Source organism: Treponema sp. OMZ 838, from assembly GCF_000775995.1.
In the GTDB taxonomy this organism is placed as follows: domain Bacteria; phylum Spirochaetota; class Spirochaetia; order Treponematales; family Treponemataceae; genus Treponema.
The window spans coordinates 2,237,610-2,264,564 of sequence record NZ_CP009227.1 but is presented as its reverse complement, the minus strand read 5'-3'; the positions used below and the strand labels follow the sequence as shown (position 1 = coordinate 2,264,564).

Below are 26,955 nucleotides of genomic sequence, written 5' to 3'. Positions count from 1 at the left end.
TTTTACAGTTGTCTCAGACTGATTCCCATTACAAGTCCTGTAGCAATCATCGCGGTCCACAAAGAAGAACCTCCATACGACAGAAATAACAGCGGAATACCGGTAATCGGCATAAATCCCATCACCATCCCAATATTGACAACAAAGTGAAAAAAGAACATCCCCACAACACCGGAGACAATGAGTTTTCCGAATAAATCACTTGTTTTTTGAATGATAAGAATCATCCGTAAAAAAATGATTGCATAAAGTCCAAAGACCAAAAGTCCGCCGAGGAACCCCCACTCTTCCGATAGAATACTGAAAATAAAATCGGTACTCTGTTCCGGCAAAAAGCGGTAATGGCTTTGCGTTCCTTTTAGAAAACCTAAACCGGATCGCCCTCCCGAACCGATTGCCGTCATCGATTGGAGGATATGCCAACCTGCACCACGCGGATCGCTATTGGGATCCAAAAAGATGATCAAACGCTTCATCTGGTAATCTTTTAATACTCTGCTCCCAACCAATGCACCGGATAAAGCAACGGCGATAATGCCCAATACATAACCAATCCAGTAATAATACCGCTTTTTCAACAGAAGATATCCGATTGCAGCAATAATCCCTGCCCCGACAACGGAAAAAATAATCAACAAGGTAATATTTTTATTACCTAATACTTTAACTGCGAAAGAAGATTTGCGTAAAATAGTCCGTTCCCAAAGGGGCAGTAGCGTAAAAATGAGCGTACAGACCGTTGTACCCAATAAACCAAACACATACCGAAGCGGGAAACCGGCTATAAAGCTCATGATTAAAAAAATGGGAAGATATACGGAAGCCGTTCCAAGATCGGGCTGCAGGAGTATCAATCCCATCGGTACAAACATAATAATCGCAGCCTTGACAAACCGGCGGAATTCGGGTTCATTCTGAGATCTTGATAGATACCAAGCAAGAAATAAAATATAAATAATTTTTGTAAATTCGGAAATTTGTATACCGAAATCTCCGATTCCGATCCAGCTCCGTGCTCCTTTAACGGTTTTTCCGAACAATCTTGTATACACCAATAAGAGCATTGTAATAATATAAATCAATAAAGCACGATCGGCGATTTTAGTATAATCGTATACCGCTACCGCAAACAGTAAAATCAATCCCGACACAACCCAAATGAGCTGTTTAATATATTCATGCGAAATCGATATACCATCGGAATTAACTCCGGAAGAATAGATAAAGAGGATGCCGATAACCGACAAGCTGATTACAGCTAAAAACAGTACATAATCAAAATTAGTAATATGTCTCAGATTCATTCTTGCCTTACCCTTACAGCCGGTAAAAAGCTCTTACCGCCGAGAGCTTCAAGAGCTTCTTCATATGTTTGATCCGCAAAGATACCCTGAAAGATAATATTTGTAGCATAGGGTGCCCACCACTCCCATTTATTCTGGGCTTCAACCAATACAACGACTATAACAGCGTCTTCTGCCGGAGCATTGTAAGGCCCATAAGCAACCATCCATGAATGCCATCGATCGGAGAAGCCTACTTCTGCAGTACCGGTTTTTCCGGCAAGCTGCACGATTTTATTACGCATTGGGTATTGAGCCGTTCCATCCGTAATGGTGTACCGCATATCTGCCCGCACCTGAGCGAATATATCGGGAGGAATATCACTTTGCTGCAATATCTCCGGTTTCTTTTCATATATAAGTTCGTTAGTACCGGGTGCTCTGACTTCTTTTAACAAATGCGGTTTATAGATTACTCCGTTGTTAACAACCATTGCTACCATATTTGCAACTTGTAAGGGCGAAGCAAGCATAAATCCCTGTCCGATCGACATATTCATCGTATCCCCGCCAAGCCATTTTTCATGGAATTGACGTTCCTTCCATACGGGATTAGGCACTTGGCCAACTGCTTGGCTCGGTAAATCGATTTCGGCAGACTTACCGTATCCGAAATCGCGGACATAATCGACCATCTTATCGATGCCGAGGTTATCACGGCATACCGTCCAATAATAAATATCGCAAGACTGTGCCAATGCATTCCTTAAATCAAGATACCCGTGTCCGGCACGTTGATGGCAACGGAATAAGTGATTACCGTATTCTACTTTACCGGAACACTGCACTTTTTTTTCGGGAGGAAACGCTTTTTCCGCCAGAATTGCAGTAGACATAGCGATTTTAAAAGTCGAAGCCGGAGGATAGCTTGCATTCACCGCCCTGTTCAACAGCGGATTACGGGGATCATGCAAGACCTGCGCATACATTTCATTCCCATTATCATTCAAAAAAAGATTGGAATCAAAGGATGGATACGAAACAAGCGCAAGGATTTCTCCTGTTGCCGGCTTTAGTACTACGGCAGCACCGATACGCTGACCAAGCGCATTTTCCGCAAGCTTTTGAATTTTCCGGTCGATGGTTAAAATAAGATTATTTCCCATTTTAGGAGGAATAAATGCGGTGTTGCTCTCAATTAACCGCCCGCTTGCGTCAACTGTGCGATATTCGCTGCCGTCCTCTCCGCGTAACCACTCATCATAGTATTTTTCGATACCGGCCTTACCGATTGAAGTATTTGCCGTATAGCCCTTGTTATACAACTCCTTGAGTTCTTCTTTTGTTATATCACCGACATAGCCGAGAATATGAGAAAACGATCCCGTCTCAACATAGTTGCGCACCGGTTTTGAATGCCACGAAACTCCCGGCAATTCATCGATATTTTCTGCAAGAGACGTAATGACTTCATAAGGAAGGTTAGACCTTATCTCGATACTTTGAAAGGAATTACGCTTCGCCGGCAATTTTTTTTCGATCTCTACAACGGGAATCCGCAAAATATTTGCAAGACGCACCATAACCGTTGAAAATGACTTTTTCGGAATTTCTCCCGGAGTTACCGACACGGCAAAGGTGTTGGTACTAAGTACCATCGGGACGTTTGCATTACGGTCAAATATTTCTCCACGCTGTGCGGGAATACGTTCGGAACGCTGAGATATTGTCTGAGACTGTCTTCTAAACTGATCACCTTGAACGATCTGCATCGTAAACAATCGAAACAGATATATCACTAAAATACAGAAAACAAAAACACTAAAAAATTTCAGCCGTTTATCAACTTGTTGAAAATCCTGCTCATACATGGAACTCAGCACTCCCTTATTTCAAACGCATTCGGAAATAAACCTAACAGCATAAATAATGCCGGCGCACAGAGGGCATTTTCTGCAACTTCAATCCAAAAGGGGGCTGCGAGCAGGTTATAAACCTGAATACTTTGTCCGAACAGTACATGTAACACGAATAGCATCCCAGCTTTTAAAAATGTTGCCGAAAGCCCGAGTATCAATGGGAAAAAGAAGCGACGCACATTATATTTCCCGTACAACATACCATAAAGAAATCCGAGTACGGTAAATACAAATGAATGGAGTCCCATCGGCGCCAATGAAAGAAAATCAAAAATGAGTCCGGAAAAAAAACCTGCTGTAATGCCGGGAACAGTACCGTTATACAGCGCAATATACACGACAAGAAGTAAAATTAAATCCGGCAATGCCGGCAATAATTGAATATGGGACAAAATCGCTGTTTCAAACACACCGAGTAAAAAGGCAGTTGCAATCGTCCACAGAATAACTTTTCTCACTGTACCGCCTCCCCATTAGAACCCGATAAATCCAGCACAAACACATAGTCCAACCGTGAGAAATCGATAATCGGCTGTACCGCCAACTCAAGATAGGTTTCATAATCATGCACCTTAATACCGGTTACAATACCGATAGGACTGTCTTTCGGGAATAGATTGTTTTCCCCCGATGCAAGAATTCTGTCACCGATAGCGATTTCGTCTTTTGCCCGTTTTTGTACATACTTCATAGTAAGCGGAAGATCGGCAGTACCCTGTCCGTTGATCAAGCCCCGATGTTTTGTTGTTTGAACGGAAGCGGCAACATAACACTGATAATCATATATTGGGATGATCATACTGCTGTCGCGACCGGTTTGTACGATTTTTCCTACTAAGCCGACATTGCTGCCCTGGAATGCCAACACCGGCATATTCTTACGCACACCGTGCTTTGTTCCGCGGTTAATGATAATACCGGAATAGAGGTTATCAGGATCAAATCCGACAACCTGCGCCGGAATATTTTTATAGATAATCGTATCCGCAAAACCGAGCAATTCCTTTAACTCTCTGTTCTCACGGCGTATGTCGGCATTTGACCGCTGCAAAAGCTCATAATCTTTAAGTTTTTCGCTCAACGCCACATACTTTGAACGAAGCTCGGCAAGCTCCCGTACAGCCGACACCGTATCCGTCACAAATGACGATACCGAATGCACGGCATTTTCCGTTCCGGCAGCAACTGAAAAACCGACCGATTTAAAATCGACGATAAATCGACCGCCGGAGAACGTCAGCAACACCGAAGATATGATAAGCAGCAAGATTAATAAAAAAACATCAAGCTTTATTTTAAATGAAAATTTCCTTTTCATTGTATTAGCGGTTTAAACTCTCGTAGAGACTGCGGTTACCCGACATATCCTTATACACGTCATAGTATAAACCTGCGCCGATCGCCACGCAGTCCATGGGATTTTCGGCAAGGATGACCGGAACGTGCGTTTCTTTAGAAATGAGCTTCGGTAAGCCTTTCAGCAGAGAGCCACCGCCGGTCATAACAATCCCCCGCTCTACGATATCGGCAGCCAGTTCCGGCGGCGTCTGGGCGAGCGTTGTTTTTATCTCTTCTACAATCTGGGTAATCGGCTCCCTCAACGCCTCGCGCACTTCTACAGAATCGATTTCGAGGCGACGGGGAAGTCCGGTAATTGCATCGGTTCCCTTAATTTCCACCCGTTCCATGTTTTTTTCCGGGAACGCGTTACCGATTTCAATTTTAAGACGCTCGGCAGTCTGCTCACCGATGATGAGGTTATGCACGGAACGGATATGCTTAATGATGGCCTGATCAAATTCATCGCCGCCGACACGGATAGCATTGGTAACAACCATACCAAGCAGCGAGATAACCGATACTTCGGTCGTACCGCCGCCGATATCGCATACCATATTACCGGCAGGTTCGGTAATCGGAATATTGGCACCGATGGCAGCCGCACGCGATTCTTCAAGCACTTCGACGCTGCCGGCTCCCGCTTTTAACGCACTTTCGTGCACGGCACTGCTTTCCACATCGGTGATACAGCTCGGAATACCGATAACCACGCGCGGTTTAATCAGCCTATGACGCGGCAAAATCTTGGAAATAAAGTACCGGATCATCTTCTCCGTCGTATCTTTATCCGCAATAACCCCGTCTTTCAGCGGCCGTATGGCGATGATGTTGCCCGGCGTCCTCCACAGCATTCGTTTAGCGTCGGCGCCTACCGCCACAACCGATTTTGTTCCGCGTTCTACGGCAACAACCGAAGGTTCATTAACGACAATCCCCTTCCCTTTTATATAAATGACAGTATTACAGGTTCCCAAATCAATGCCTATATCGGCAGAAAATCTTTTAAAAAAGCCCATACCCCGAACGTTCCTCCTATTGTGAACCTCTAAAAACTTTAGTTTTTAGAGGTTTTCCTTAGATTTAGCCGCGATGTTTAAAATTAAGTCATTATTGTATAAAGACTTAATTTTAAACTCGTCGGGCATCTCTAAAATCTAACCAAGTTTTTAGAGATGCCCATGCTATTTTATATTCAATTTTGCACGCGTTTCCGCATGTATGGGATTAAGCCGTATCGCAGAGCGCCACTCATACCGCGCCTTAATCATATCTCCCTGCATCTCATGTATCAGCCCGATACCGTAATGTGCATCCGCAGAATTTACATCTTTTTCAAGTACAAGCTTGAACTGCGCCAACGCATCGTCCGGTTTATTTTCCTCTAAAAAGAGCAAACCGAGCTGATTTCTGCACCGCACTTCCAGCACGGCATTACCGGTCTTTTTAATTGTTTCAAAAAGATAGAGCTTTGCATTCTGTATATCACCCTTCTTTTTATAATTTTCCGCTACGGCATACAGCACAAAGTCGGAAGGATTTGCCGCAAGAGCTTGGGTAAAAGCTTCTATCGCCTTATCGGTATCTCCCAATACAGAAGCCGCCATACCGCGAAACTCCGATAAATCACTCGCCTCAATACCGCCTGTGTATGCTTCATCCAAGTACTTCACTGCGAGATCGGCATAGTAATAGCCTTGTTGATAATATGCCTTCCCGAGTACATACGCAATTTTCGGAATATCCTTATCTTTAGTCAGATAAAGCGCCCTGCGTAAATGCACAATAGCTGCCGTAAGATAATCCGCACCGACAGATAAATCGGTCTGTTCGGCAAAAAGGTAATACGCTGCAAAACCGTGCAGTGCAAGCGCAGTTCCATCCATCGGGCGTTTCTCTAAAATTTGAGCGGTCTTTGCGTACACTCCCGCATAATCTTTATTTTCCCACTGAGTATATACCGTACGCATCGACGGCACACGGAAATAACGCGCCCGATACACAGTAAAAAAGAAAAGAGCACCGGCAACGATAAACACAATACACAAAAAAAGAACGGCATATCTTCCGATATGCGGTTTTGAGTAATACTGTGTCTTACCGTGGTACCTTTTCATACGTTTCTAATTCATATCCTTCATAACGGAATGCATCCGTATAAATAAAAAATAGAGAGCCATAAGCCGGATTCTGTCTGCGAACAGGGTAACCATCTATCTTACTCCTGCATTACTACAGTAATTTCCGCAATCAACCCGTAAATAAAGGATCGGATATCCTTTACTATTCAATTTTGCTCCTGATGAGGCTTGCAGTGCCGCCCCGTTACCGGAAGCGCGGTGGGCTCTTACCCCGCCTTTTCACCCTTACCGTTTTACCGGCGGTTTATTTTCTGTTGCGCTGTCTGTCGCCTGTATTTTTCAATACAAGCGCCCGGCCATTAACCGGCATCATCTCCGAAGGAGTCCGGACTTTCCTCCGTATATCACGGCGGTTACCGGCTCTCTATCATCTTACACTATTAATCTTCGCTGTTGTCCGATTCCCCTTCATCATAGTCGGACGAATCATCCAAATCGGCTAAGCTACCCATATCCATATCATCAAAGATCATATCCTCAGCGGAATCCTGATCACTTTCCTGATAATACAGAATTCTGCTGCAATACGGACAATACATGATATTTTTTCCTTCCCGTACTTCAATAGCAAATTGAGCCGATAAGATCATGTGGCAACCCATACAAACATTGCCTTGAACGGGAACGATACCGATACCTTGCTTGTTTTTGATAATACGGTCAAATTTAAACAGCGTATCACTATCCAAATCGGGGGCAATCCGCTGCTCCCCTTCAGCAAGTTCAGCCAGCTCGTTTTTCTTTTCGGCAATTTCTTTTTCGATCACCGCCTTCCGTTCATCAAGCTCCTGTTCCTGCTGTTTAATCAGCGCTTCTTCATTTTTAATCTCTTCGTCAAGACGCTTATGATTTGCCTCGTTTTTCAGGATTTCTTTACGAAGCTCAGCTTCTTTTTTGCTCGCCTCTTGAATTTCACGATCGAGAGCATCATATTCCCGTTGTGAGGTAATACTATCCATTCCCTTCTCGGCATTTTCACGCTTTTGTTCGGTTTCAAACAGTTCTGCTTTTAATGCGCCGATGGTTTGCCGTATTGCTTCATCGTCAGTATTCTTCTTAATATAATTCGTTTTATACTGCGCCAACAGTTCTTCCTGCTTTACCAATAGTTGAGGTGCCTCTGAAATCTCACTATCAAGCTGATTCTTCCGTGCAAGAATATCCTGTAATTCACGCAGTTTATCAAAAATCTCCGCTGTAACCATCGTCTCTCACTCCCCTATGTATCCAAATAATCTTTTAATTTGCAACTTTGTTTAGGATGCCGCAATCTGCGTAATGCCTTTGCCTCAATTTGACGGATACGCTCGCGCGTTACGTTAAAATACAAGCCGACTTCTTCCAAAGTCAGAGCATAGCCTTCATCAAGACCGAACCGCATTTTAAGCACTTCTTGCTCCCGCAACGGCAGACACGACAATACGCCGCGCAGCTGTTCCTGCAACAGAATATACTCTGTCAAGTTGGACGGATTTTCGACATCCTTATCTTCGATAAAATCGCCGAGCGAAGAATCTTCTTCCTCGCCTATCGGTGTTTCAAGCGAAATAGGCTCGCGCGCGACATTTTTAACCTGTTTAACCCGCTCGACATTCCAGCCAAGCTGCGCGGCGATCTCCTCGTCGGTAGGCTCTCTGCCGAACTTCTGCATCAGCTGCCGCGACTCGCGGGTAACCTTATTGATCTGTTCAATCATGTGCACCGGCACACGGATGGTTCGCGCCTGATCGGAGATGGAACGCGTAATTGCCTGCCGTATCCACCATGTCGCGTATGTCGAAAATTTATACCCTTTGCGGTATTCAAATTTTTCAACCGCTTTGATCAAGCCGATATTGCCTTCTTGAACCAGATCGAAAAAGTGCAATCCCCTATTGGTATACTTTTTTGCGATCGATACGACCAAGCGCAGGTTTGCATTGATCAGCTTATCCTTCGCCTTTTTCAACATTGCATGACCGTGGCGTATTTCTTTTGCCAGCGCGATAATATCTTCCGTCGGCGCTTCAAAATCATATTCGATTTTCCGCACTTTACGAATGAGCGTTTGAATATGCGTATAAATATCGCGGATATCGTTCGCCGTCATACCAAGCTCTTCTTCCAGCTTCTGCCGTTCACGCGGAATAGCGAGCCGTTTCCCAAGCTTTCGCAAGTCGGAGTACGCCCGTATACCGAGTTGACGTTGCTTCTTTTCACGCCGGCGACGGTACTCCCGTATCTTCCGGGCTGCCTCCAAAAAATGATCCGAAATTTTTTCGATTTCTTCGGTTTGAAACTCGATTTTTTGTAAATAATTCAGAATCTTTTTCCGTGTTTTTTGGAGATCTTCGTCATCCAAAAAACTGGCAAGCGTCTCTTTATCGTATAATTTCTTTTTTAATAAGATATAAGCCTTTATATCGGAATAGATGGGTTTTAATTGTTCGCCATAAGATTGGCGGAGCCGTTTTTTTTCAGCATCTTCATAGCTCAATTCCTTACGCGGTTTATTGTTCTCTGAAGAACTGATTTTGGCAAAAGCTTTTTGGGCGATCATTTGAACTTCAGAAATCAGCACACCCGAGTTCTTTATCGCATTTTTGATGATATTCTCCCCATCCTCCATCGCTTTTGAAAGGATAACTTCCTGCTCGGCTGTCAGCAAATTTTCCTTGCCGATATCACGCAAATAGAGTTTAATAGGGTCGTCAACAACTGCTTCTCTATCGTTATTCAAAAGCTTTTTATGCGTTTCTTCCGGTTTTGAAAATTCAGAGTCATTTCCGGGTTCGAGTTCCGCCTCTTCAAACAGCTGCTCCTCGCTTTCAAGCTCTACTTCATCAAGCTCATCCGCGAACATATCATCGGCTTCTTCTGAGACATCATCAACCACTTGTATCTGCTCTTGTTCAAGCAGATCAATAATTTCATCCATCACCGTTTCGGACGAAGTCATTTTTTCAGGCAACAAATCGGTCAGTTCATCCCACGTTAAGCTTTTACGCTCTTTTGCATGGGCAATCAACTTTATAACAATAGGATCTTCAGAGATATCTATCATTTATGTCGTTTCCTTTAATTCTGCGAGCACTCTGTCGATATGCAGTTTCTCGCTCAGCAGGTCATTGGCATGCTGAATATCGTCAACACTGCCGTTTTCATGCACTGCTTGCAATTTACGGATTATGAGCTCCTTTTGGCGCTGTAAAGCATTTTGTTTAATATAGTAGATACCGTCATACACCAGTTTATCAGGATTTTCTGCAAATTCACCTTTAATAATTGCACTGCTTACGGCATCTCTCAACGTTTCGGAAGGACAATGCGCTAATAAGCTGTCATACGTATTTGCATCGGCGCGATAACATTCTTCTAATACAATAAACAAATCCTTCGCAGCAGGATCCTCAAAATCATCGGAAGTCAACTCTGCCCGCATTTTTTTAAAGAGATGAGGATTTGCAGCTGCTGCAAGCACGATCCTCAGCTCTGCGGTCATTTTAAGCGCAGTACGCTTTTGTGTTTCACTTTTTCGTGTAGGCGGTACCCGTTCTTGTTTTTGGTCATACTGTATATAATCAGTAAATAACGCTTTTGAGCTTATACCCAAGTCCGCCGAAAACTTATGTATTGTTGACTCTTTTTGAATATCGGATTCCAACACCTCAATATAGGGGAATAGAAAGGCAGCAGCCTGAGCCTTTCCTTCGGGACTCACCACATCAAACCGCCCAACGGCAATTTGAATAAGATAATCACTGTCTAAAATAGCATTTTTTACCAATTCCGTCAAGCTTTCGGCACCCTTATGCGCCAGTATCTCAGCAGGATCCTTCCCTCCCTTAATCATCAGTACCCGTACTTGTAAATGTCCGGCACGACACAGCTTTATCGCCTTGTATGTTGCCTGCTGTCCTGCAAAATCGGAATCGAACGAAAGAATGATAGTGTCGGCAAAGGACTGAATAAGCTTTACCTGCTCTTCCGTCAAAGCGGTGCCTAATGGAGCAACGGCATTGGTAATACCCGCTTGGTGAAAGGCGATAACATCCATATAGCCTTCACAAAAAATAACCGTTTTTTCTTTTCTGATCTGCGCAAGCGCCTGCGAAAACGCAAAAAGCGTTTCGCCTTTTTTATACTGCGGCAAATCCCCGGTATTAAGGTACTTCGGTCCGTCGCCTTCCAGAACCCGCCCGCCGAAAGCGACCGGCTGACCGTGCCGGTTACAAATCGGAAACATAATTCTGTTTGAAAAAAAAGAAACTTCGGGATAGTTTTTAGAAAATAAACCGGATTTTGCTAAAAACTCTGCAGAATACCCCTTTGTCTGCAAAAATTTAAAGAGCCACCGGCGATCAGCCGGCGCATACCCGAGATTAAACTGCTCGATCATTTCGGGACTTACTGCCCTCCCCTGTAAATATCGCAGCGCAGGAGCTCCTTCAGGGGTGTGCAATAGAAAATAATGAAAGGTTCCGCTCACTCTTTTGTATAATTCAAGCAGTGTTTCTTTCAATGAATCCTCCGGCGCGGGGTTATAACGGCCTTCCGCATACACAACGGGAATACCGGCTCGCTTCGCAAGCGCCTCTACCGCCTCATTAAAGGACAGCTTTTCCATTTCCATAAGAAACTTGATGGTAGGGCCGCCCGCTCCGCAACCGAAGCAGTAATACATTTTTTTATCGGGGATAACATGGAAAGACGGTGTTTTTTCGTTATGGAAGGGACAACAGCCCCACCAATCATGCCCGCGCTTTTCCAAATGGGTATAATTTTCGACGAGTGACACCAAGTCCGTATGATTATTGACCGCGTCGATCGTTTCCGTAGTGATTTTTGCCATCGCGGTCAGCGCCCCGCTGCCCGTTTTAAAATAATTGCGCCTGCTTTTGTATGTTCCGTTAAATTTTTAGTAAAAATATGTGTACCGGCCGCCGCATCTTCCAAACGAAAGTAGAGATAGCTGCTTTTTTCGGGATTACAAGCTGCGTACAAGGCGGTCATTCCCGGATTGGAAATCGGCCCCGGAGGAAGCCCCCGCCATTTATAGGTATTATACGGATGGTCTATTTCCAAATCTCTATTCAACAGACGATCGGGGTGAGGTTTATGCTGAATCTCTGTCAATATATATTCTACGGTAGCACACGATTGCAGTCCCATGCCGATATGCAGCCGGTTTGAAAAAACGCCGGCAATTTTTACGGCTTCTTCCGGTACACGGTATTCACGCTCTATAATGCTTGCCAAAATAACCGCCTCGTACCGCTGAACAGGATCGTCGGGGAAGTGAGGGATACCGGCCGTTTTGCTGAAGAAATTATCCAGCATCGCCGTAATAACCCGATCTGCCGTTTCATTGTACGAAAAAAAGTAGGTATCGGGAAATAAAAACCCTTCGGCAGAACTGCCGGGAATTCCATAGGATTGCAGCAAAGCTTTATTGGTTGCCGCTGCAAGGAAATCATCGGCGGCAATAACCTGCCGGTCTTCAAGAATCGCTGCCGTTTTTGAGAGTGTCAGCCCCTCCGGCACAGTAACCTTAATCAATTCTTGTTTTCCCGCCTGTAAATAGGCACAGAGCGTGTGCACCGACCAAGCGGAAGAAAGTTTATATGTTCCGGCTTTAATCGGTTTATTAAAAAGTCGGAAATACAGATATGTCGGATACTCAAACCGGATGAGTCCCGCCGCTTTTAAATCGGCAGCGATTGCCCGTGCAGAAGTACCGCGTTTAATAGTAAAAAGCTGTTCGGCAGGATTTGTATCAAAAGAAGCAGGCGTATAAACAACAGCAGCCGCTGCTCCAATAAGAAAGAGACATATCGGTACAATCATCGTTAAGAAAAAGTATTTTTTTTTCATAGTGTGTTCACATATCACATATATTGACTACTATCGATCACCATAGAGCTGTTCCGCTTCGCTGATGGTAAGATTTCTATAAATATACTTTTCAGCAAAAACATTCAATGAATACAGCTCATTGGGCAACGGGGGACTTTTCCTAAAAAAAGAAACAAGTGCTTTAAGTTCGGAATCGGAAAATTGATAAATCGGCAGATCATCACTCATAAGTACAGATCCGTTCCTTCAACAGCACTGAATATTTCAAGCGTACCGGTACCTATATAGTTGCAGTAATGCTGTGCACTTGATTGTATCGCGAGAATCTTTTTATCGTTATACGTCGGTTCGTGATGGAAAAGTGCTAATTTTTTAATTCCCCACGAAGTTGCAAAATCAATAGCGAGAGAAAAGGTTGAATGCCCCCAGCCTATTTTTTCGATGGAATCGGTCATTGTGTACTGAGCATCGATAATCAGCAGCTCTACATCACTATAAAATGCGATATTAGCATCATTTTTTTCAAAATCTTGAGGGCGAAGCTCCGTATCGGTTGAAAAAATAATCTTTTTTTGATTATCATTGATTGAGTATGCGACACAGCCACCCGGATGACGCACACGATGCCATCCTATCCGTGTATTACCAATGTGGATATACGGTTCATCCGGTGCAATACAACGGAACTCGAACTTTGCAGTAAAGCCGCCCTTTCCGAACATGGTAATCGGGAAGTACGGATACTTCATCTGCTCTTCTAAAAACTCCCGCATTTTAGGGCGGGTACTATATATAATAATAGTATTGCGTGAATCATACGCCGGGCCGAAAAAAGGAAGACCTTGGATATGATCCCAATGGAAATGAGAGAAAAAGAGGTGATAGGTTTGCGGCCGGTCGAAATAATCAAAGCGGTTTTGCAAATTAACGCCTAACTCACGAATACCGGTACCTGCATCAAAAATGATATGATTACCCTCTTCGGTTTCCACTTCTACGCAGGTCGTATTTCCGCCGATAGTTCCAAAGAGCCATGGCGGTAATGAAGCAAGAAAACGCTCCCGTGCATCTTGATCGGTAATGTCCTTTTCGGTTATCCGTTGAACAACAGCAGAAATTTTAGCTTGAATTTGCGTTGCGCTCAACGGGGTTGCAATCGAGCCGCGAACGCCCCAAAAATGTACCCGCATACACTCCTCTATTTTTCGGTAAAATCTCTGCTTTCGCCGGTTCTTCTTCGTCGAATAACAGGAAATTGTTTTGCAGCATCAAGAAAACCTTGAATCTCTTCCGCAGAATACCATTTACCGCGATTTATTCCCGAACAGCTGCGGGCATTTGCATTCCAACGCTGCTCATTTTCAAGTAAATAATCCCAAAACGGATATGAAGAACATTGAAAAGGCCGATAATTATATGCAATACAGCCGTTATTCCATAAAATACAATCGTAATTTGGAAGTTCTTTTAAGCAAAGATACTCGTATCCATCCCCTTGAAGTACCCACCGGCAATATTTTTCGATAAATGCCGCCCGTTTTAGCGATGCCCATGTTTGCAAATTTTGAAGATCCCGAGGAGATAAATACACAAACCCCGGATCATAGCGGCAACATCCTGAACATCGGTCGCATGAAAAGCATAAACCGCCTTTCCAAAATAAACTTTGCTGCAAAAACTTCTCCGTTACAATTATCTCATTATATATGAAAAACCTTGCTATTTCAAGCATTTTTTTTGCCGTTGTGGGCTAAACTTGTTCAAGATGAACATACCAGACAATTCACAATTATGAATTGTATTACTCCAACAACCTTGGTATATTATATTTATAGGGAGATCTTGCTATGGGAACATTATACTGGAAACGTATATACGATACTGCCGAACCTCAGGATGGGTTTAGAATATTAGCCGATCGGCTGTGGCCGCGAGGTATTACAAAAGAAAAAGCAATGCTCGGAGATTGGGCAAAAGATATTACGCCGTCGTCGGATATACGGCAGGCCTATCACAGGGGAGACATGGATTACAGCCATTTTTCCGCCCTTTATGCAAAAGAATTAGCAGGAAATCCTACAGTACCGGCTTTTATCGAAAAAATTAAAAGCAAACTGCAAACCGGTAACGTTACGATACTATATGCGGTCAGGGAACCTGAGACAAGCCATATTCCTACGTTACGGGCATTTATTGAAAAGCATCTGAAACAGTTTTGTTAAAGCAATCTTTGGAGGAGGTTTATATGAAAGTTGGGATTAAAGGAGATACCTGCTTTACCGTTACAAAGGAAATGTTGGCGAGTCAAGACGGTGATGACACACTTGAGGTATTTTCGACGCCGAACATGGTTCTAAAGATTGAGCGGACTGCAGCGCTCAGCGTACTTCCATTTTTAGAAGAAGGATATACGATGGTCGGCGTAAAAGTCGATGTTCAACATACTGCCGCAACCCTTGAAGGGATGAAAGTATATGTCCATACCGAACTGATAGACATCAGTGAGAATGGAAAATTCTTGACTTTTAAAGCGGAAGTCTCAAACGATCGGGGGATTATAGGCAGTGGTACCCATGTACGGGCAATCGTCAATAAAAAACGGTTTATGGAAAAACTCCGAGCGGCTGTCCATAATGATACTCATGCCTTTTAGAATATCTCCGCTGCGCTTGACATTGATGCAATACGAGACCTTGCATTAAGAGGATGTTTTCCGTACAATTCGGGATAAAAAGATATGCTAAAAACAGCCGTCTAACATAATTGCCGGTATAGTTTTTTAGCTCAAGTTTTTATAGGAGTTATTATGAAACGTATTATACCCCTGTGTGTATTGATTGCAACGCTCGGTATTGCATTTTTGAGCGGTGCATGTGCCTCTACGTCAAAAAAGCACGATCCCGACTTCCTCGGCAACTATCCGGTACAGTCGTTAGGTGTACTGCATCTTAATATAGTAAAACGTTATTCCAACGATTTACTGCCGCGCGATATCAGCTTTGTTTTTGAACCCTCAACCAACACTGTTAAATTTCATCATAAGATGATGGGAGATAATATTTGGATTTCTTTAAAAAAGAAGGAACGTGCACTTCTACGGAATGCCATTGAACAGTACCTCACAGCCTTTGCTAATAAAACACTGACTCCCGAAGGAGCAAAGAAAAAGGGAGCATTTGGAAAAACCGAGATATTAATGACATGGGGGCTATTCGGAGGGGCACATGAAGCATACCCAACCCTGCGATTTGATTATCAATTTATTACGCCGCAACGGCCGTACTTCATACTTGCCAATGCGACCACTCAAGCAGACGACAAAGCTAACTGCCCTGCAGTGCGGATTGCGATTTCACCCGCACAATGCCAGGATGTTTTAAAAGTATTGGACGAACCGGCTCTCTTGCAGCTTGTAGAAGAATTAAAAGCAGACTATGACAAATACGATGAATTTAATTCAAATACATCAGCGGTGAAAAACATAGAAAATACTCCCGAAGGAAGCGACACACCTGTAAAACAGGAAAATATTTCTTTTGATGAGTTTTAAAAACTCATCAACTGATGGACAAAGATGTCCATCAGTTGATGAGGCCAAGTTTTTAAAAGAAAACTTGGTTTTATAGGAGGATTTATGTGCAATAAAAGGTTATGCGGTTTGGCTGCAGCAGGTATGCTGATAATCGCGATCGGTATTTCCGGCTGCGCGGGAACACCCCGGAATTCCCGGCCGTTGGTATTTCAGACTGACTTCGGACTAAAGGATGGTGCGGTCTCGGCAATGAAGGGTGTCGCTTTTACGCAATCGTCTGCGATTCCGCTGTATGATCTTACCCACGAAATACCTGCTTACAGTATCTGGGATGCAGCGTATCGGCTCTTTCAGACGGTAGAATACTGGCCCGCAGGCACAGTCTTTGTATCGGTAGTTGACCCCGGTGTCGGTACCGACCGTGATTCGGTTGTCTTAAAAACTAAGACAGGTCACTATATTGTGACTCCTGATAATGGAACACTTACGCTTGTCGCAGACAGGCTTGGAATTGCAGAAGTTCGTTTAATCGATGAGGCGGTAAACCGGCGAAAACATTCGGAGAAGAGTTATACTTTCCACGGACGTGATGTATACGCTTTTACCGGTGCACGGCTCGCAGGAGGAATTATCAGTTTTGAGCAGGTTGGACCCGCAAAAAAAGAGATTGTCCGTCTTCCTTACGAAAAACCCCGTTTTGACAAAGGTACACTATTAGGAACCATTCCTGCCCTCGATGTCCAGTACGGGAATGTGTGGACAAATATTAGCCGTGAAACAGCCGAAGCATTAAAATTAGCCGTCAATGATGTCGTGCAGGTAACGGTATTCAATAACGGAAAACAAGTATACACCGGCTCTATGCCGTATGTGAACAGTTTCGGCGATGTTCCCGACGGAAAGCCGCTGCTGTATTACAATAGCCTCGATTGCTTATCGATGGCATTGAATATGGATAATTTCGCAGCCGTGCATAAAATCGAATACGGCGGCGAATGGACCGTAAAAATCACCAAAGTTACAAAATAACATCCTTTTTGGCATCTCTAAAAATCTAACCGAGTTTTTAGAGATGCCTTAATCCTTATCCCTCGCAAAGAGGAGGCACTTGTTCCCTTATGAATGTTTTAGCTGAAAAATTTAAAGAAGTTATTTTTTCAGTTTTACCCATTGCCGTGTTAATTTGTATTTTGAACTTCCTTTTTGTGCGGGTTGATTATACTTTTTTTATTCAGTTTTTGATCGGCGTTGTTTTTATCTGCCTCGGACTTACGATATTCCTATTCGGAATAGACATCGGTATTACGCCCATCGGCGACGTGATGGGGCAGTTTATCACTGCCAAAAATAAAATCTCGGTGGTTATTATCGGGGCACTCATACTCGGCTTTTTTATTTCAATTGCCGAACCTGATCTGCAAATACTCGGCGCTCAAGTTATGCAAGTTACCAAGGGCGCAATCCCGCAAACCACACTGATTGTCATCGTTTCAATCGGCGTCGCGATATTTCTTGCCGTCGGATTATTAACCATTGTCTATCACATCCCGCAACATAAAGTTTTTACTTTCTCGTATGGATTGATATTGCTCTGCTCGATTTTTTCGGTACGGGAGGGCATCTCGATAGCCTTTGATTCTTCGGGTGCAACCACCGGCGCGATTACGGTACCTTTTGTTCTGGCAATAGCAGCAGGTGTTTCCCGCATGAAGAAAAACTCCATCGCATCGGAAACGGATTCTTTCGGACTTGTCGGGATGGTTTCGGCGGGAGCAATCTTGAGCGTGCTTGCAATAACCTTGATACGGCAGTTACCGGCCTTTGATAATGATTTCAGCATTTCGGAACCGGCCACCGGTGTATCAATTCTTACCGCCATATCCGAATCATTGAGCCATGCAGCCTCTGAATCGATGCTGTCGCTGTTACCGATCGCGGTTATCTTTTTACTCACCGATATATTATCATTACGGTTGAAAAAAAACACCTTGAGCGGAATTATTAAGGGGATGATCATCACCTTTGTCGGCTTAATGTTATTTTTAGCGGGAGTAAAAGCGGGCTTTTTGGATCTGGGATTCCTGATTGGCCATAAAATCGGCGAAATCGCCAATATGCCGCTCATTTTAATCATCGGGGCTTTTATCGGCTGTGTGGTCATCCTTGCGGAGCCGGCCGTTTATGTATTGACCAAGCAAATTGAAACCGTCAGCGCCGGCTATATTCCGAGAAAGCTGGTACTCATCTTCCTTGCGCTCGGCGTGAGTATTGCGACGTTTCTTTCGATGCTGAGGATTCTTATTCCCGCATTTCAGCTCTGGCATATTCTATTGCCGGGATACATGGTCGCCCTCGCGCTTTCGTGGATTGTGCCGGAGCTGTTTGTCGGTATGGCTTTTGATGCAGGAGGGGTCGCGTCTGGTCCGATGACAGCGACATTCGTGCTCTCCTTTGCGCAAGGGTTGGCGGCTGCAACACCGGGTGCAAACGTACTTATCGACGGGTTCGGTATTATCGCAGCGGTCGCCTTGGCGCCGGTTATCTCGCTGCAAGTACTGGGATTGCTTTTTTATTTAAAACAAAGGAAAGGGACATGACCGCTTTTTCATTATTGATCATTTTAGTGCCGCATGGACAGGCGCGGAAAATTATCCACGAAGGCAGGGAACTCGGCCTTATCGGCGCAACAACGCTGCTTGCTCAAGGTACCGTAAAAAGTAAGCTGCTCGATTTTCTCGGCATCAATCAAATCCAAAAGGAATTGATTTTGACGATGGGAGAACATGATAAACTTGCCTCGATTATGGAGGAACTGAACCGGCGGCATAAAGTAACCAGAAAAAATTTCGGCATTGCGTTCATCATTCCGATTACCTATTCAAATAAACATTTCAGCGGAGCAATGCCGCCGGAAACGCAAAAGGAGATACAAGCTATGAAGTCGGCGATTTTTACGATTGTAGATAGAGGACGAGCTAATGATGTTGTGGACGCTACCATAGAAGCGGGAGCACGCGGAGGCACCATCCTTCACGCCCGTGGTTCGGGGGCAAATCAAACAAAGCTGATTTTCGATATTGAAATAGAACCCGAAAAAGAAATTGTCTTAACAATTGTAGATCCCGAACAGGTTGAACCCGTCGTTGCCGCCATCCGCAGCCACAGCGATATTGAAAAAGACGGCCACGGAATCTTATTCGTGCTGCCCATCACCGACGCCTATGGAATAAAATAAAAGAGAACCTCTAAAAAAATTGCAAGCTTATCGGCTTGTTCTGTAAGGGAATGGTCTCTCATATCTGCTTAAGCTGATTGCAAATTGTTTTTTAAAACAATACAAGGCCGACCGCAGCGCCGGCAAGAATTAAAAAGATGGGATGCAGCCGCTTAAACAATATTTGCACAAGTAAAAAAAGGCAAAAGACGGCTGCAGCTTTCCAGTCAACCAATTCCGTCCACTGCCGCGAAGCGTAAAAGGCAGGCAATGTGAATACAGCAACGGCAAGTACGTTCCATGCCGCAGCGGCAATCATCCCCGCAGCCCCCGCCCGCAGCCCATACATGGTATTCTTAACCGGCGCCGCATTTTGAAACGATTGAGCAAAGCGGGCTATTAACATAATCACAATCAGCGACGGCAGCACAATGCCTGTCGTCAACACAAGGCTGCCCCAAATACCATACAGCTCGTACCCGATATAGGTCGCCATGTTGATACCGATTGGACCCGGCGTCGATTCCGAAACGGCTATCATTGCAATAAACTGTTCCGAGCTGATAATTGATCGAGAAACCAGCTCCTGCTGCATCAAGCTGACGGCAACCAACCCGCCGCCGATGGTAGAAAGGCCGATATACATAAAAAGGAAAAACAAACCGAATAAGCTCATTCTTTATCCTCCTCACGGCGGCTGGAAGCTCTTTTACCGTTTCGGATAATCTGCGCACAAAACCCGATAATACCGGCGGCAAGCACTATCAAGATACCGGAAATATTCCACACGGACATCGCGAGAAACGCACCGGCGGCAATCCCCGCGGTAACAAAGTCGGTAATAATCTTTTTGCCGAAAGTAAAAACCGCACGGGCAAGCAGGGCGGCAACAGCAACATAGACACCCTTCATCGCGCGTTGTATCCATACAATATCGGAAAAGCGGGAGATGGAACCGGCTATCAGCGTAATGACAATCCACGAAGGACACACAATCCCTATCGTGCTCACAATCGCACCCGAAAGACCGGCGCGCTTATACCCGCAGAACGTCGCAACGTTCACCGCAATAATTCCCGGCGTACACTGCCCTATCGCAAAGTAATTCAGGATTTCTTCTTCCGTCAGCCACTTTTTCGATTCTACCAATTCTTTCTGCAGCATCGGCAGCATACTCATACCGCCGCCGAAGGTAAAAAGCCCTATCTTAAAAAAAGCCGTGAATAACTGCACATAGCGTATTAATCCGTCTTTCATAGCTCATCCGCCCCCCCTTGTTTTTATTCGTGCCAAAGGTTTAATACCTGACGTATACCCTGCCTCCATGTACTACTTCTTAAAAAGCTTCAAAAACTTTGCTTTAAGCTTTGAAAGTGTCGAAGGAGCTTGAGCCTTTGCCGTTTTCTCTAATGCAACAAAATCCAGCACAGCTTCATCGAGACTGAAATCGTTGCCGTTCTTTTGCTTGAGGCTATCCCAATGCTTGACAATCCAGACATAAATATCGCTCTTCGTCCGGTCTTTAAAATCGGAAAGCAGCTTATATTTATCTATCACAGCGATAACCGGAAGATACACCGTTTTATACCAAGAAACCAGCGCATCATTAAAATCAATTTCGGTATGCTGCTGCTCATTCATATAATACTTATGTACAAGGATATGATTATAGATGACATCGTAGCGGCCGGCTGCGGTAAAGTCCAAATCCCAATAATCGGTTAGATCGCCGAAATGTGTTTCGTTATAAAACACCCGTTTCTCGTAACGGATAACCGCATCGAGCAGCGTGTCCAGTCTGACATCCGGCGGCAGCTGCACCTCGCTCTGCAGCGAGATCACTTCGGCATCGATAAACTCAACCCCCTGCGTCTTCGCCACCGACACACGGTGATTCCCGTCCCGGACAAAATACAACCCGCCGAGTTCATACAGCTGAATAGGCGGCAATATAATGTCAGATAAATGAGCTTGATCGACATTCATCCACCGCTGCTTCAATTCGTTTGAACGGGGTAAAAAGCGGTTGTCAAAATCATTATAGCGCCCCTCACTGCCGACTATCTTTTTGATCGGAACCGTTTTAAGCCCGACATACACCTCATTCTTAGGCTTTAAAATCTTTTTTACGTCGTTCAGAGAGAGAAGCCGTTTTTTATCGGGATGCATGACATTCTGCATCTCATTGATCCATGCCTTATTGCGCGCCTTGGAAAAATCTTCTTGTGCCTGAAATCTGAAAGCATCCGATTGCATAATAGTTGTATTATGGTAGTAAATAAAAAACAGCCTGTCAAGGTAAGCGGAGTCTTGTCAATATACAATGGCTGTGATAGTATGCCCCCCGTGATACGGTTTAAAAAGTACCTGCTTGTCTGTTCCGCCCTTTGTATCGGCGCTTTATGCTGTTCCTGTTCTCAGGATCGGTTCGGCTATCTCTATACCGGCTTACGAGAACACCGCAAAGAACAGAAAACCTTGGTCGCTTTATTGGAAAAAGAACAGGACGCTCAAATACGGTTCGCCCTTATCGACAAAATTACTTCTCATTTACAAGCTGAGCATAAAATAAAATCACTGGCAGTGTTCCTCCAATCCGTTATTGCTGCGGAACCGGACAATCCCTATAATGCCTACTTCCTTTTACGGCTTGCAGCGGCATATCGGGATTCCCAAGAAGATGCTATTGCAGCCCATTATTTTGAATATATTGTTCAAAATTATTCAGATATGATGGTAAACGGACAATCAATCCACTTGCTCTGCCTAAAAAATCTGATAGAGCTTGTCGGCACCGCCAGAAAATCGATTGTTTATTATTCGCGGCTTTTGACCGATTTTTATAATGAGTTCGACCCCGCACAAGCATATTTTATGCTCGCACAGGCTTATGAAAAACAAGGGGAATGGCAGCTTGCAATCCAAGCGTATACACAATTTTTAAATCTGCACCGGTTTGATGTTATTATTCCGGGTATCCCCGACAGCTACGGCTATGCGCGTAAGATTGTCGACTACAGTACCTCGACAAAAAGCTGGACGTTCAATACGCTTGACGATCTCGTAAAGACCATCAAGGCTGCAATCCGTGCGCGGGACTATGCGACCTTGGAACGGTGCCGATCAAAGGTTAACTTCTTTGCAATGTCGTGGAAGCAGGAGTTATCCGATACGCAGCAGCAGCCCGATACGAATCTAAAGGATTTTATGTACGGCAGTGCCATCAGTATTGCCTCCGAGCTGGATCCGTCCTCGACCCCTTACGAAGCTTATTTAAGGACTTCCGGTTGGAACCAATACGTCCGTACATGGTACCTCTACTTTAGAAAAATTAATTTTCCTGCCGATCCGGCAATCCACGGCCGCTGGGAATGGGCAGGCATCTATTATGGAGAAAAACTTTGAGGATGCGTATACATTTTACCGGTAAAAAATCGCATATAAAGTACTTCTGTGCCGGTGTCATAGCAGGTACGCTGTGTATCCGCCCTATCTATGCGAATGCTCAGCCCAAACCGGCAGTCACAGAAACAGGTGTGTACTTCAATAAATCGCTTTTGCAAAATTTCCAAAGCAATACGTTACTACATAATACGCTTATCCCTCATGATCATCCGTTAGTCGAAAAATTCCGTAAGCAGTATATGTGTACCGACGGCTATGACTACCTTTCAAAAATAATGAAGCGTTCCGCTCCGTACCGCGATTTCATCATCGAACTCTTGGAATCCGAAAATATGCCTGCCGAACTGTTGTTCCTGCCTGTCATCGAATCGGGCTTTTTTGAAACGGCAACGTCAAAATCGGGAGCCGTCGGAATTTGGCAATTTATGAGGAACAGTGTCGGCGGATTTAATATCCACATCGACGATTGGGTTGATGAACGGCGGGATCCGTGGAAAACGAGTGTCGCCGCGGTAAAAAAACTCAAGTGGAACTACAGTCAATTCAACGACTGGCCCCTTGCGCTCGCCGCCTATAACAGCGGAGTGGGAACAATACGGGCAGCGGTCAAAAAAGCCGGCAAAGCTGATTACTGGTATCTCGCAGAACACGGGTATCTAAAAAAGGAAACACTGTACTATGTGCCGAAATTCCTTGCTATTGCGGAGATACTTTCCCGCAGCGAGGAACTTAACATCGATTGGGGAAAGACCGAAGACCACCAGCCTACTTCCACCATCGAAATCAAACGGGCAATCGACGTGCGGTTACTGGCAGAGGAGCTCGGACTTGAATCCGAAGCAATTAGAAAACTCAATCCTTCGCTCCGGTACTTTATCACACCGCCGAGCGTCAAATATCAGCTGCGCCTCCCTTCGGCTTATACGGAAGCAGCCCAAGCCGTACTCAGTCAATCGGATAAGCTGCTGATAAAATACTATCAGTACCGTATCAAATCAGGCGACACGCTCTATGCGCTTGCAAAACACTATGGGGTCAGCGTTCAAAGTATCTTAAACTACAACACCGGTCTTAAACCGGAAACACTGAAAATCGGAAAGACTATTTTAATCCCTGCATTAAAATCGGTCGGAACCTATTCGGGCAAAAGTACCGCGCAGGCAGGAAACTTTGACGGTACACATACCATCCGGCAGGGCGACACGCTGTGGTCGATCGCGCTGAAATATTCGGTTTCAGTCGAACTTTTAGCTCAAAAGAACAATATGTCGGTAAATAGTGTCCTCAAGTTAGGGAATACCCTAAAAGTGCCGATACTGTAACGAGGACGTATCTATGAAATATTCACTTTCCCTTACCGTTTTCATTTTATTTGCTTCGCTCTTCTGCTACAGCTACCCGTCGGGGATGGAATCCCAAACAGTACAAAACTGGGAAACAGCTCAAGTAGATTCAAAAATCACGATAGATTTAAATAAAAGCGGGTTGTACCTGCCGACCGATAGAAATGCGGCAATACGGCTTATCCAACAGAACCGCTCTTCTCTCTTAAAGAATGCCTATCTTTCCATATTGGTGGATTCTTCCCATAGGATCGGCAACTATCTGGCAGAAGAAAAAATTTCCTTCACTGATATAAATACCGTCATTAACAACGGTAAAAGCACGGCGCCTATTCTCTCTCAAGAATTGCAGACGGCTATTGTTTATCATCAAAATCCTTTACAGGGACTTGCAAACCTTTTTGTAAAACATAATGCGCCGTATACCCCGTCTTTTTTTCCTCTCGGTACGGCGAGTAAGGTATACACCGGTATTTTAATCGATGCACGCGGACAGCTGCCGGTACACGGCGAGTATTCCAGTGAACAACTTAATCCGTGTTTGTTTCCGAAAATTTGGAATAAAAACATGAACTTGATTTACGAGAAGAATATCGTAGACCCTGCTCAGGCAAAAAAACACAGCATTGTTTTGTATACCGGAACTCTTGATGAAAGCGAATATCGGGACAGAATCGGTACCGAGCCATTGAGAATTATTGCGCGCGGCGTATTCGGCGACAACCGAACCGACCCGATCATCAGTAATGAAGATGCGGAACGTATCCTTGCAAAAAAGGAAAATATCGAACTGCTCCGTCAAGGAAAGATTGTTATTGTGTGTGATAAAAACACCTTGCAGGTTTCTCCGACATATCCGCTCGTGGATGAACAGTTCTACTTTATATACCGCGATATAGAAAAATTCTTCTTAGACCGCGAACCCGAAAACATCACCCTTAAAGCGCCCGAAAATGTTATCAAAATTACTATGCACGATGAGATACTATTCGTAGCGGATTCGGCAGAAATTCTTCCGGACGAAACAGGCCGTCTTGACGTAATTGCAGAAGCGTTGAAAAAAGTCGGCCCGAATACTCACTTCTTAATCGAAGGGCATACTGCTGACCTTAATCGCCCCGAAGGGCAACGCATCCTATCGCTACAACGGGCTGATAAAATTGCTGAAGAGCTTGCAAAACGAGGTATTGAAGTAAGTAGAATGCAAACTGCCGGATACGGAGCAACGCGTCCCATTGCACCGAACGACACCGCCGAAAACAGGGCAAAAAACCGCCGCGTAGAAATTACCATCCTGCGCGACTAGTACAAGTTTTTAGAGGAGTTTATGTATGAAGATAAAAAACATTACACATTTGTGTTGTATGATTATGACGTTCAGTCTTTTTTCGTGTATGACTGTCCCTAAAGAATCCGAAATACCGGAAGAAGCAACAGCAGCGGATTTAACGCAAAAAGCGCAAGAAGCCTTCGATTCAGGTAACTACCGCGCTGCACGTGTCTATTATGAGACTATCCTGAAACGTTTTGCCGATGATGAGAGTGCGTGCATCGCCGCTCAATATGAAATTGCACACTTGCATATCAAACGGCATCAATGGAAGGATGCGTATACCATACTCGAAAAGATTATGGCTCAATATGAAGGGCCGATGGCGATGCATTTGCCGCCCGATTATTATAAACTTGCAAAAATCGACCATACACGCGCTGCGGAAAAACTCCGTATTAAGACAAAGCAGTAGGCTCCGCCGATTTTTGCACTGTGTTAATATTGTATTATGGTATTGAACGGAATAGACCGGATATGTGATTTCGATTCTCTTTTTAAAGGAAAAAAGCTCGGTGTTATTACTTCGCTGTCCGGGCTTTCTAAAGATTTTATCCCTTCGTGGAAAATACTTGCCGAACAGTATACGGTACGCGCCCTCTTCGCGCCGGAGCATGGGCTTTACGGCTGTGAAGACGCCGGCACGGTATGGGAAGGCGAAAACAAATCGGTTTCCGGTATTCCGCTCTACAGCCTCTACCGGCAAGACGGGCAGGATTTTAAGCCCGATATGCTGGCCGATATCGACACCTTAGTCTACGACATTCAGGATGCCGGCGTCCGATTTTATACCTATATTTCTACATTGATACTCGCAATGCGGGCAGTATCGGCGCATGGTAAGGATTTTATCGTACTTGACCGGCCTAATCCGCTCGGCGGCGTTAAAACGGAAGGTAACATCGTAAAAAAAGACTTTGAAAGTTTTGTCGGTATGTACTCGCTGTGCATCCGCTACGGTTTAACCGCCGCCGAACTTGCACGAATGGTACACACGGAGGAACAGCTGCGCTGCCCGCTGCATATTATACCGATGGAACACTGGCGCCGCGATATGCTTTTTACCGAAACCGGCCGCGTGTGGATACCACCCTCCCCCAATCTGCCGCACTTTGACAATACGCTCGCCTATCCGGGTACCGCGTTGTTTGAAGGATCAGATGTATCGGAAGGCAGAGGCACGGCAAATCCGTTTACCCTTATCGGCGCTCCGTACATCGATGCGGAAAAACTTGCCGATACGATGAATGCTGCAAAGTTGCGCGGCGTGCATTTTTTACCCGCCCGTTTTACCCCTTCCGCCTCCAAATACGTAGGCGTGCCGTGCCGCGGCGTACAACTTTTTATCACCGACTACAAAGCCTTCGAGCCGGTTAAAACGGGCGTAACGCTCTTGTTTGCCGTTAAGATTGCCTACCCCGATGATTTCCGGTTTTTGCCCACTCCGGAAGCAACAGCCGCAGACGGAAATCTTTCGGCTTCGATAGACCGGCTCGGCGGAGACAGCCTATTGCGGACAGCCTCTTCCGCAGCTGAAGTGTGCAGCATATTTGAAAAAGAAGCGAAAACTTTTTACCGGCGTATCAGGCCGTTTTTTATTTACTCGTAGGAGGGA

The 26,955-nt window shown here is 44.8% G+C and carries 27 protein-coding genes and 1 other RNA gene; 11 read left to right on the top strand and 17 right to left on the bottom strand.

Going from position 1 to position 26,955, the window contains the following annotated elements; all coding sequences use genetic code 11:
- Positions 1 to 2: 2 nt before the first annotated feature.
- The 14 genes from rodA to QI63_RS10180 form a co-directional block, all read right to left on the bottom strand.
- Positions 3 to 1,304 (bottom strand): rod shape-determining protein RodA, encoded by a 1,302-nt coding sequence (gene rodA / locus QI63_RS10240; protein ID WP_044016098.1) that lies wholly within the window; start codon positions 1,302 to 1,304, stop codon positions 3 to 5.
- Entirely contained in the window at positions 1,301 to 3,154 is a 1,854-nt protein-coding gene (mrdA, locus tag QI63_RS10235; RefSeq protein WP_044016096.1) for a penicillin-binding protein 2, read from the bottom strand. Before mrdA ends, rodA begins: the two co-directional genes overlap by 4 nt.
- Before the next feature lie 5 nt (positions 3,155 to 3,159).
- Positions 3,160 to 3,660, bottom strand: a complete 501-nt coding sequence (mreD, locus tag QI63_RS10230; protein ID WP_044016094.1) for a rod shape-determining protein MreD — start codon at positions 3,658 to 3,660, stop codon at positions 3,160 to 3,162.
- Entirely contained in the window at positions 3,657 to 4,520 is an 864-nt protein-coding gene (gene mreC / locus QI63_RS10225; RefSeq protein WP_044016092.1) for a rod shape-determining protein MreC, read from the bottom strand. Before mreC ends, mreD begins: the two co-directional genes overlap by 4 nt.
- 4 nt (positions 4,521 to 4,524) lie before the next feature.
- Positions 4,525 to 5,559, bottom strand: coding sequence for a rod shape-determining protein (locus QI63_RS10220; protein ID WP_044016090.1), 1,035 nt, complete (start codon positions 5,557 to 5,559; stop codon positions 4,525 to 4,527).
- A 165-nt stretch (positions 5,560 to 5,724) separates the two neighbouring features.
- Complete coding sequence (locus QI63_RS10215; RefSeq protein ID WP_044016088.1) at positions 5,725 to 6,657, bottom strand: tetratricopeptide repeat protein; 933 nt, start codon at positions 6,655 to 6,657, stop codon at positions 5,725 to 5,727.
- Between the two features lie 47 nt (positions 6,658 to 6,704).
- An RNA gene (gene rnpB / locus QI63_RS12500) (RNase P RNA component class A) lies at positions 6,705 to 7,049 on the bottom strand.
- Positions 7,050 to 7,061: 12 nt separating this feature from the next.
- A complete protein-coding gene (locus tag QI63_RS10210; RefSeq protein ID WP_044016086.1) occupies positions 7,062 to 7,886 on the bottom strand; it encodes a zinc ribbon domain-containing protein in 825 nt (274 codons plus the stop codon).
- Positions 7,887 to 7,900: 14 nt separating this feature from the next.
- Positions 7,901 to 9,724 carry an RNA polymerase sigma factor RpoD gene (gene rpoD / locus QI63_RS10205; protein WP_044016084.1) on the bottom strand — a complete coding sequence of 608 codons (1,824 nt, stop codon included), beginning with the start codon at positions 9,722 to 9,724 and terminating at the stop codon, positions 7,901 to 7,903.
- Positions 9,725 to 11,512 carry a DNA primase gene (gene dnaG / locus QI63_RS10200; RefSeq protein ID WP_044016081.1) on the bottom strand — a complete coding sequence of 596 codons (1,788 nt, stop codon included), beginning with the start codon at positions 11,510 to 11,512 and terminating at the stop codon, positions 9,725 to 9,727. It abuts the gene before it with no gap.
- Positions 11,513 to 11,517: 5 nt separating this feature from the next.
- Positions 11,518 to 12,534, bottom strand: a complete 1,017-nt coding sequence (mltG, locus tag QI63_RS10195) for an endolytic transglycosylase MltG (protein WP_044016080.1) — start codon at positions 12,532 to 12,534, stop codon at positions 11,518 to 11,520.
- A 30-nt stretch (positions 12,535 to 12,564) separates the two neighbouring features.
- A complete protein-coding gene (locus tag QI63_RS10190; protein WP_044016078.1) occupies positions 12,565 to 12,744 on the bottom strand; it encodes a hypothetical protein in 180 nt (59 codons plus the stop codon).
- Positions 12,741 to 13,706 (bottom strand): MBL fold metallo-hydrolase, encoded by a 966-nt coding sequence (locus QI63_RS10185; RefSeq protein WP_044016077.1) that lies wholly within the window; start codon positions 13,704 to 13,706, stop codon positions 12,741 to 12,743. The genes QI63_RS10190 and QI63_RS10185 overlap by 4 nt, the downstream gene beginning before the upstream one ends.
- Positions 13,707 to 13,714: 8 nt before the next feature.
- On the bottom strand, positions 13,715 to 14,191 hold the full coding sequence (locus QI63_RS10180) for a YkgJ family cysteine cluster protein (RefSeq protein ID WP_044017320.1): 477 nt from the start codon (positions 14,189 to 14,191) through the stop codon (positions 13,715 to 13,717).
- A gap of 172 nt (positions 14,192 to 14,363) precedes the next feature.
- Between QI63_RS10180 and QI63_RS10175 the strand changes: the two genes are divergently transcribed.
- The 6 genes from QI63_RS10175 (at position 14,364) to QI63_RS10150 (ending at position 19,283) form a co-directional block, all read left to right on the top strand.
- Positions 14,364 to 14,738 carry a DUF488 domain-containing protein gene (locus tag QI63_RS10175; protein ID WP_044016075.1) on the top strand — a complete coding sequence of 125 codons (375 nt, stop codon included), beginning with the start codon at positions 14,364 to 14,366 and terminating at the stop codon, positions 14,736 to 14,738.
- Positions 14,739 to 14,761: 23 nt separating this feature from the next.
- Positions 14,762 to 15,169, top strand: a complete 408-nt coding sequence (locus QI63_RS10170; protein ID WP_044016073.1) for a thioesterase family protein — start codon at positions 14,762 to 14,764, stop codon at positions 15,167 to 15,169.
- 153 nt (positions 15,170 to 15,322) lie between these two features.
- Complete coding sequence (locus QI63_RS10165; RefSeq protein ID WP_044016071.1) at positions 15,323 to 16,066, top strand: hypothetical protein; 744 nt, start codon at positions 15,323 to 15,325, stop codon at positions 16,064 to 16,066.
- Positions 16,067 to 16,150: 84 nt separating this feature from the next.
- A complete protein-coding gene (locus tag QI63_RS10160) occupies positions 16,151 to 17,077 on the top strand; it encodes an SAM hydrolase/SAM-dependent halogenase family protein (RefSeq protein WP_044016069.1) in 927 nt (308 codons plus the stop codon).
- An 89-nt stretch (positions 17,078 to 17,166) separates the two neighbouring features.
- The gene (locus QI63_RS10155) at positions 17,167 to 18,645 is read left to right on the top strand and encodes a DUF1538 domain-containing protein (RefSeq protein WP_044016067.1); all 1,479 of its coding nucleotides are present in this window, start codon (positions 17,167 to 17,169) and stop codon (positions 18,643 to 18,645) included.
- On the top strand, positions 18,642 to 19,283 hold the full coding sequence (locus QI63_RS10150) for a P-II family nitrogen regulator (RefSeq protein WP_044016065.1): 642 nt from the start codon (positions 18,642 to 18,644) through the stop codon (positions 19,281 to 19,283). Before QI63_RS10155 ends, QI63_RS10150 begins: the two co-directional genes overlap by 4 nt.
- 91 nt (positions 19,284 to 19,374) lie before the next feature.
- Here the strand turns inward: QI63_RS10150 and QI63_RS10145 are convergent, their stop codons facing one another.
- From QI63_RS10145 to QI63_RS10135, 3 genes are all read right to left on the bottom strand, one after another.
- Positions 19,375 to 19,938 (bottom strand): chromate transporter, encoded by a 564-nt coding sequence (locus QI63_RS10145; protein WP_044016063.1) that lies wholly within the window; start codon positions 19,936 to 19,938, stop codon positions 19,375 to 19,377.
- Complete coding sequence (locus QI63_RS10140; protein WP_044016061.1) at positions 19,935 to 20,519, bottom strand: chromate transporter; 585 nt, start codon at positions 20,517 to 20,519, stop codon at positions 19,935 to 19,937. The genes QI63_RS10145 and QI63_RS10140 overlap by 4 nt, the downstream gene beginning before the upstream one ends.
- A gap of 72 nt (positions 20,520 to 20,591) precedes the next feature.
- The gene (locus QI63_RS10135; RefSeq protein WP_044016059.1) at positions 20,592 to 21,518 is read right to left on the bottom strand and encodes a transcriptional regulator; all 927 of its coding nucleotides are present in this window, start codon (positions 21,516 to 21,518) and stop codon (positions 20,592 to 20,594) included.
- 81 nt (positions 21,519 to 21,599) lie between these two features.
- Here QI63_RS10135 and QI63_RS10130 point away from each other — a divergent pair, with 81 nt between their 5' ends.
- From QI63_RS10130 to QI63_RS10110, 5 genes are read left to right on the top strand one after another with little or no spacing between them, the layout of a single operon-like run.
- Positions 21,600 to 22,667 carry a tetratricopeptide repeat protein gene (locus tag QI63_RS10130; RefSeq protein WP_044016057.1) on the top strand — a complete coding sequence of 356 codons (1,068 nt, stop codon included), beginning with the start codon at positions 21,600 to 21,602 and terminating at the stop codon, positions 22,665 to 22,667.
- Between the two features lie 2 nt (positions 22,668 to 22,669).
- Positions 22,670 to 23,989, top strand: a complete 1,320-nt coding sequence (locus QI63_RS10125; RefSeq protein ID WP_044016056.1) for a LysM peptidoglycan-binding domain-containing protein — start codon at positions 22,670 to 22,672, stop codon at positions 23,987 to 23,989.
- Positions 23,990 to 24,002: 13 nt separating this feature from the next.
- Positions 24,003 to 25,316 (top strand): OmpA family protein, encoded by a 1,314-nt coding sequence (locus QI63_RS10120; protein ID WP_044016054.1) that lies wholly within the window; start codon positions 24,003 to 24,005, stop codon positions 25,314 to 25,316.
- Positions 25,317 to 25,341: 25 nt separating this feature from the next.
- On the top strand, positions 25,342 to 25,755 hold the full coding sequence (locus QI63_RS10115; RefSeq protein WP_044016052.1) for a tetratricopeptide repeat protein: 414 nt from the start codon (positions 25,342 to 25,344) through the stop codon (positions 25,753 to 25,755).
- 36 nt (positions 25,756 to 25,791) lie between these two features.
- Positions 25,792 to 26,949 carry an exo-beta-N-acetylmuramidase NamZ family protein gene (locus QI63_RS10110; RefSeq protein WP_044016050.1) on the top strand — a complete coding sequence of 386 codons (1,158 nt, stop codon included), beginning with the start codon at positions 25,792 to 25,794 and terminating at the stop codon, positions 26,947 to 26,949.
- Positions 26,950 to 26,955: the final 6 nt, after the last annotated feature.

Coding starts and splice junctions, on each gene's coding strand:
- dnaG (WP_044016081.1), bottom strand. CDS start 11,512: ATGGCAAAAATCACTACGGAAACGATCGACGCGGTCAATAATCATACG.
- QI63_RS10125 (WP_044016056.1), top strand. CDS start 22,670: ATGCGTATACATTTTACCGGTAAAAAATCGCATATAAAGTACTTCTGT.
- mltG (WP_044016080.1), bottom strand. CDS start 12,534: ATGAAAAAAAAATACTTTTTCTTAACGATGATTGTACCGATATGTCTC.
- QI63_RS10145 (WP_044016063.1), bottom strand. CDS start 19,938: ATGAGCTTATTCGGTTTGTTTTTCCTTTTTATGTATATCGGCCTTTCT.
- QI63_RS10135 (WP_044016059.1), bottom strand. CDS start 21,518: ATGCAATCGGATGCTTTCAGATTTCAGGCACAAGAAGATTTTTCCAAG.
- QI63_RS10160 (WP_044016069.1), top strand. CDS start 16,151: ATGTGCAATAAAAGGTTATGCGGTTTGGCTGCAGCAGGTATGCTGATA.
- QI63_RS10185 (WP_044016077.1), bottom strand. CDS start 13,706: ATGCGGGTACATTTTTGGGGCGTTCGCGGCTCGATTGCAACCCCGTTG.
- QI63_RS10120 (WP_044016054.1), top strand. CDS start 24,003: ATGAAATATTCACTTTCCCTTACCGTTTTCATTTTATTTGCTTCGCTC.
- QI63_RS10150 (WP_044016065.1), top strand. CDS start 18,642: ATGACCGCTTTTTCATTATTGATCATTTTAGTGCCGCATGGACAGGCG.
- mrdA (WP_044016096.1), bottom strand. CDS start 3,154: ATGTATGAGCAGGATTTTCAACAAGTTGATAAACGGCTGAAATTTTTT.
- QI63_RS10210 (WP_044016086.1), bottom strand. CDS start 7,886: ATGGTTACAGCGGAGATTTTTGATAAACTGCGTGAATTACAGGATATT.
- QI63_RS10140 (WP_044016061.1), bottom strand. CDS start 20,519: ATGAAAGACGGATTAATACGCTATGTGCAGTTATTCACGGCTTTTTTT.
- QI63_RS10190 (WP_044016078.1), bottom strand. CDS start 12,744: ATGAGTGATGATCTGCCGATTTATCAATTTTCCGATTCCGAACTTAAA.
- rpoD (WP_044016084.1), bottom strand. CDS start 9,724: ATGATAGATATCTCTGAAGATCCTATTGTTATAAAGTTGATTGCCCAT.
- QI63_RS10175 (WP_044016075.1), top strand. CDS start 14,364: ATGGGAACATTATACTGGAAACGTATATACGATACTGCCGAACCTCAG.
- QI63_RS10215 (WP_044016088.1), bottom strand. CDS start 6,657: ATGAAAAGGTACCACGGTAAGACACAGTATTACTCAAAACCGCATATC.
- QI63_RS10155 (WP_044016067.1), top strand. CDS start 17,167: ATGAATGTTTTAGCTGAAAAATTTAAAGAAGTTATTTTTTCAGTTTTA.
- QI63_RS10170 (WP_044016073.1), top strand. CDS start 14,762: ATGAAAGTTGGGATTAAAGGAGATACCTGCTTTACCGTTACAAAGGAA.
- QI63_RS10165 (WP_044016071.1), top strand. CDS start 15,323: ATGAAACGTATTATACCCCTGTGTGTATTGATTGCAACGCTCGGTATT.
- rodA (WP_044016098.1), bottom strand. CDS start 1,304: ATGAATCTGAGACATATTACTAATTTTGATTATGTACTGTTTTTAGCT.
- QI63_RS10130 (WP_044016057.1), top strand. CDS start 21,600: ATGCCCCCCGTGATACGGTTTAAAAAGTACCTGCTTGTCTGTTCCGCC.
- QI63_RS10220 (WP_044016090.1), bottom strand. CDS start 5,559: ATGGGCTTTTTTAAAAGATTTTCTGCCGATATAGGCATTGATTTGGGA.
- QI63_RS10115 (WP_044016052.1), top strand. CDS start 25,342: ATGAAGATAAAAAACATTACACATTTGTGTTGTATGATTATGACGTTC.
- mreC (WP_044016092.1), bottom strand. CDS start 4,520: ATGAAAAGGAAATTTTCATTTAAAATAAAGCTTGATGTTTTTTTATTA.
- QI63_RS10110 (WP_044016050.1), top strand. CDS start 25,792: ATGGTATTGAACGGAATAGACCGGATATGTGATTTCGATTCTCTTTTT.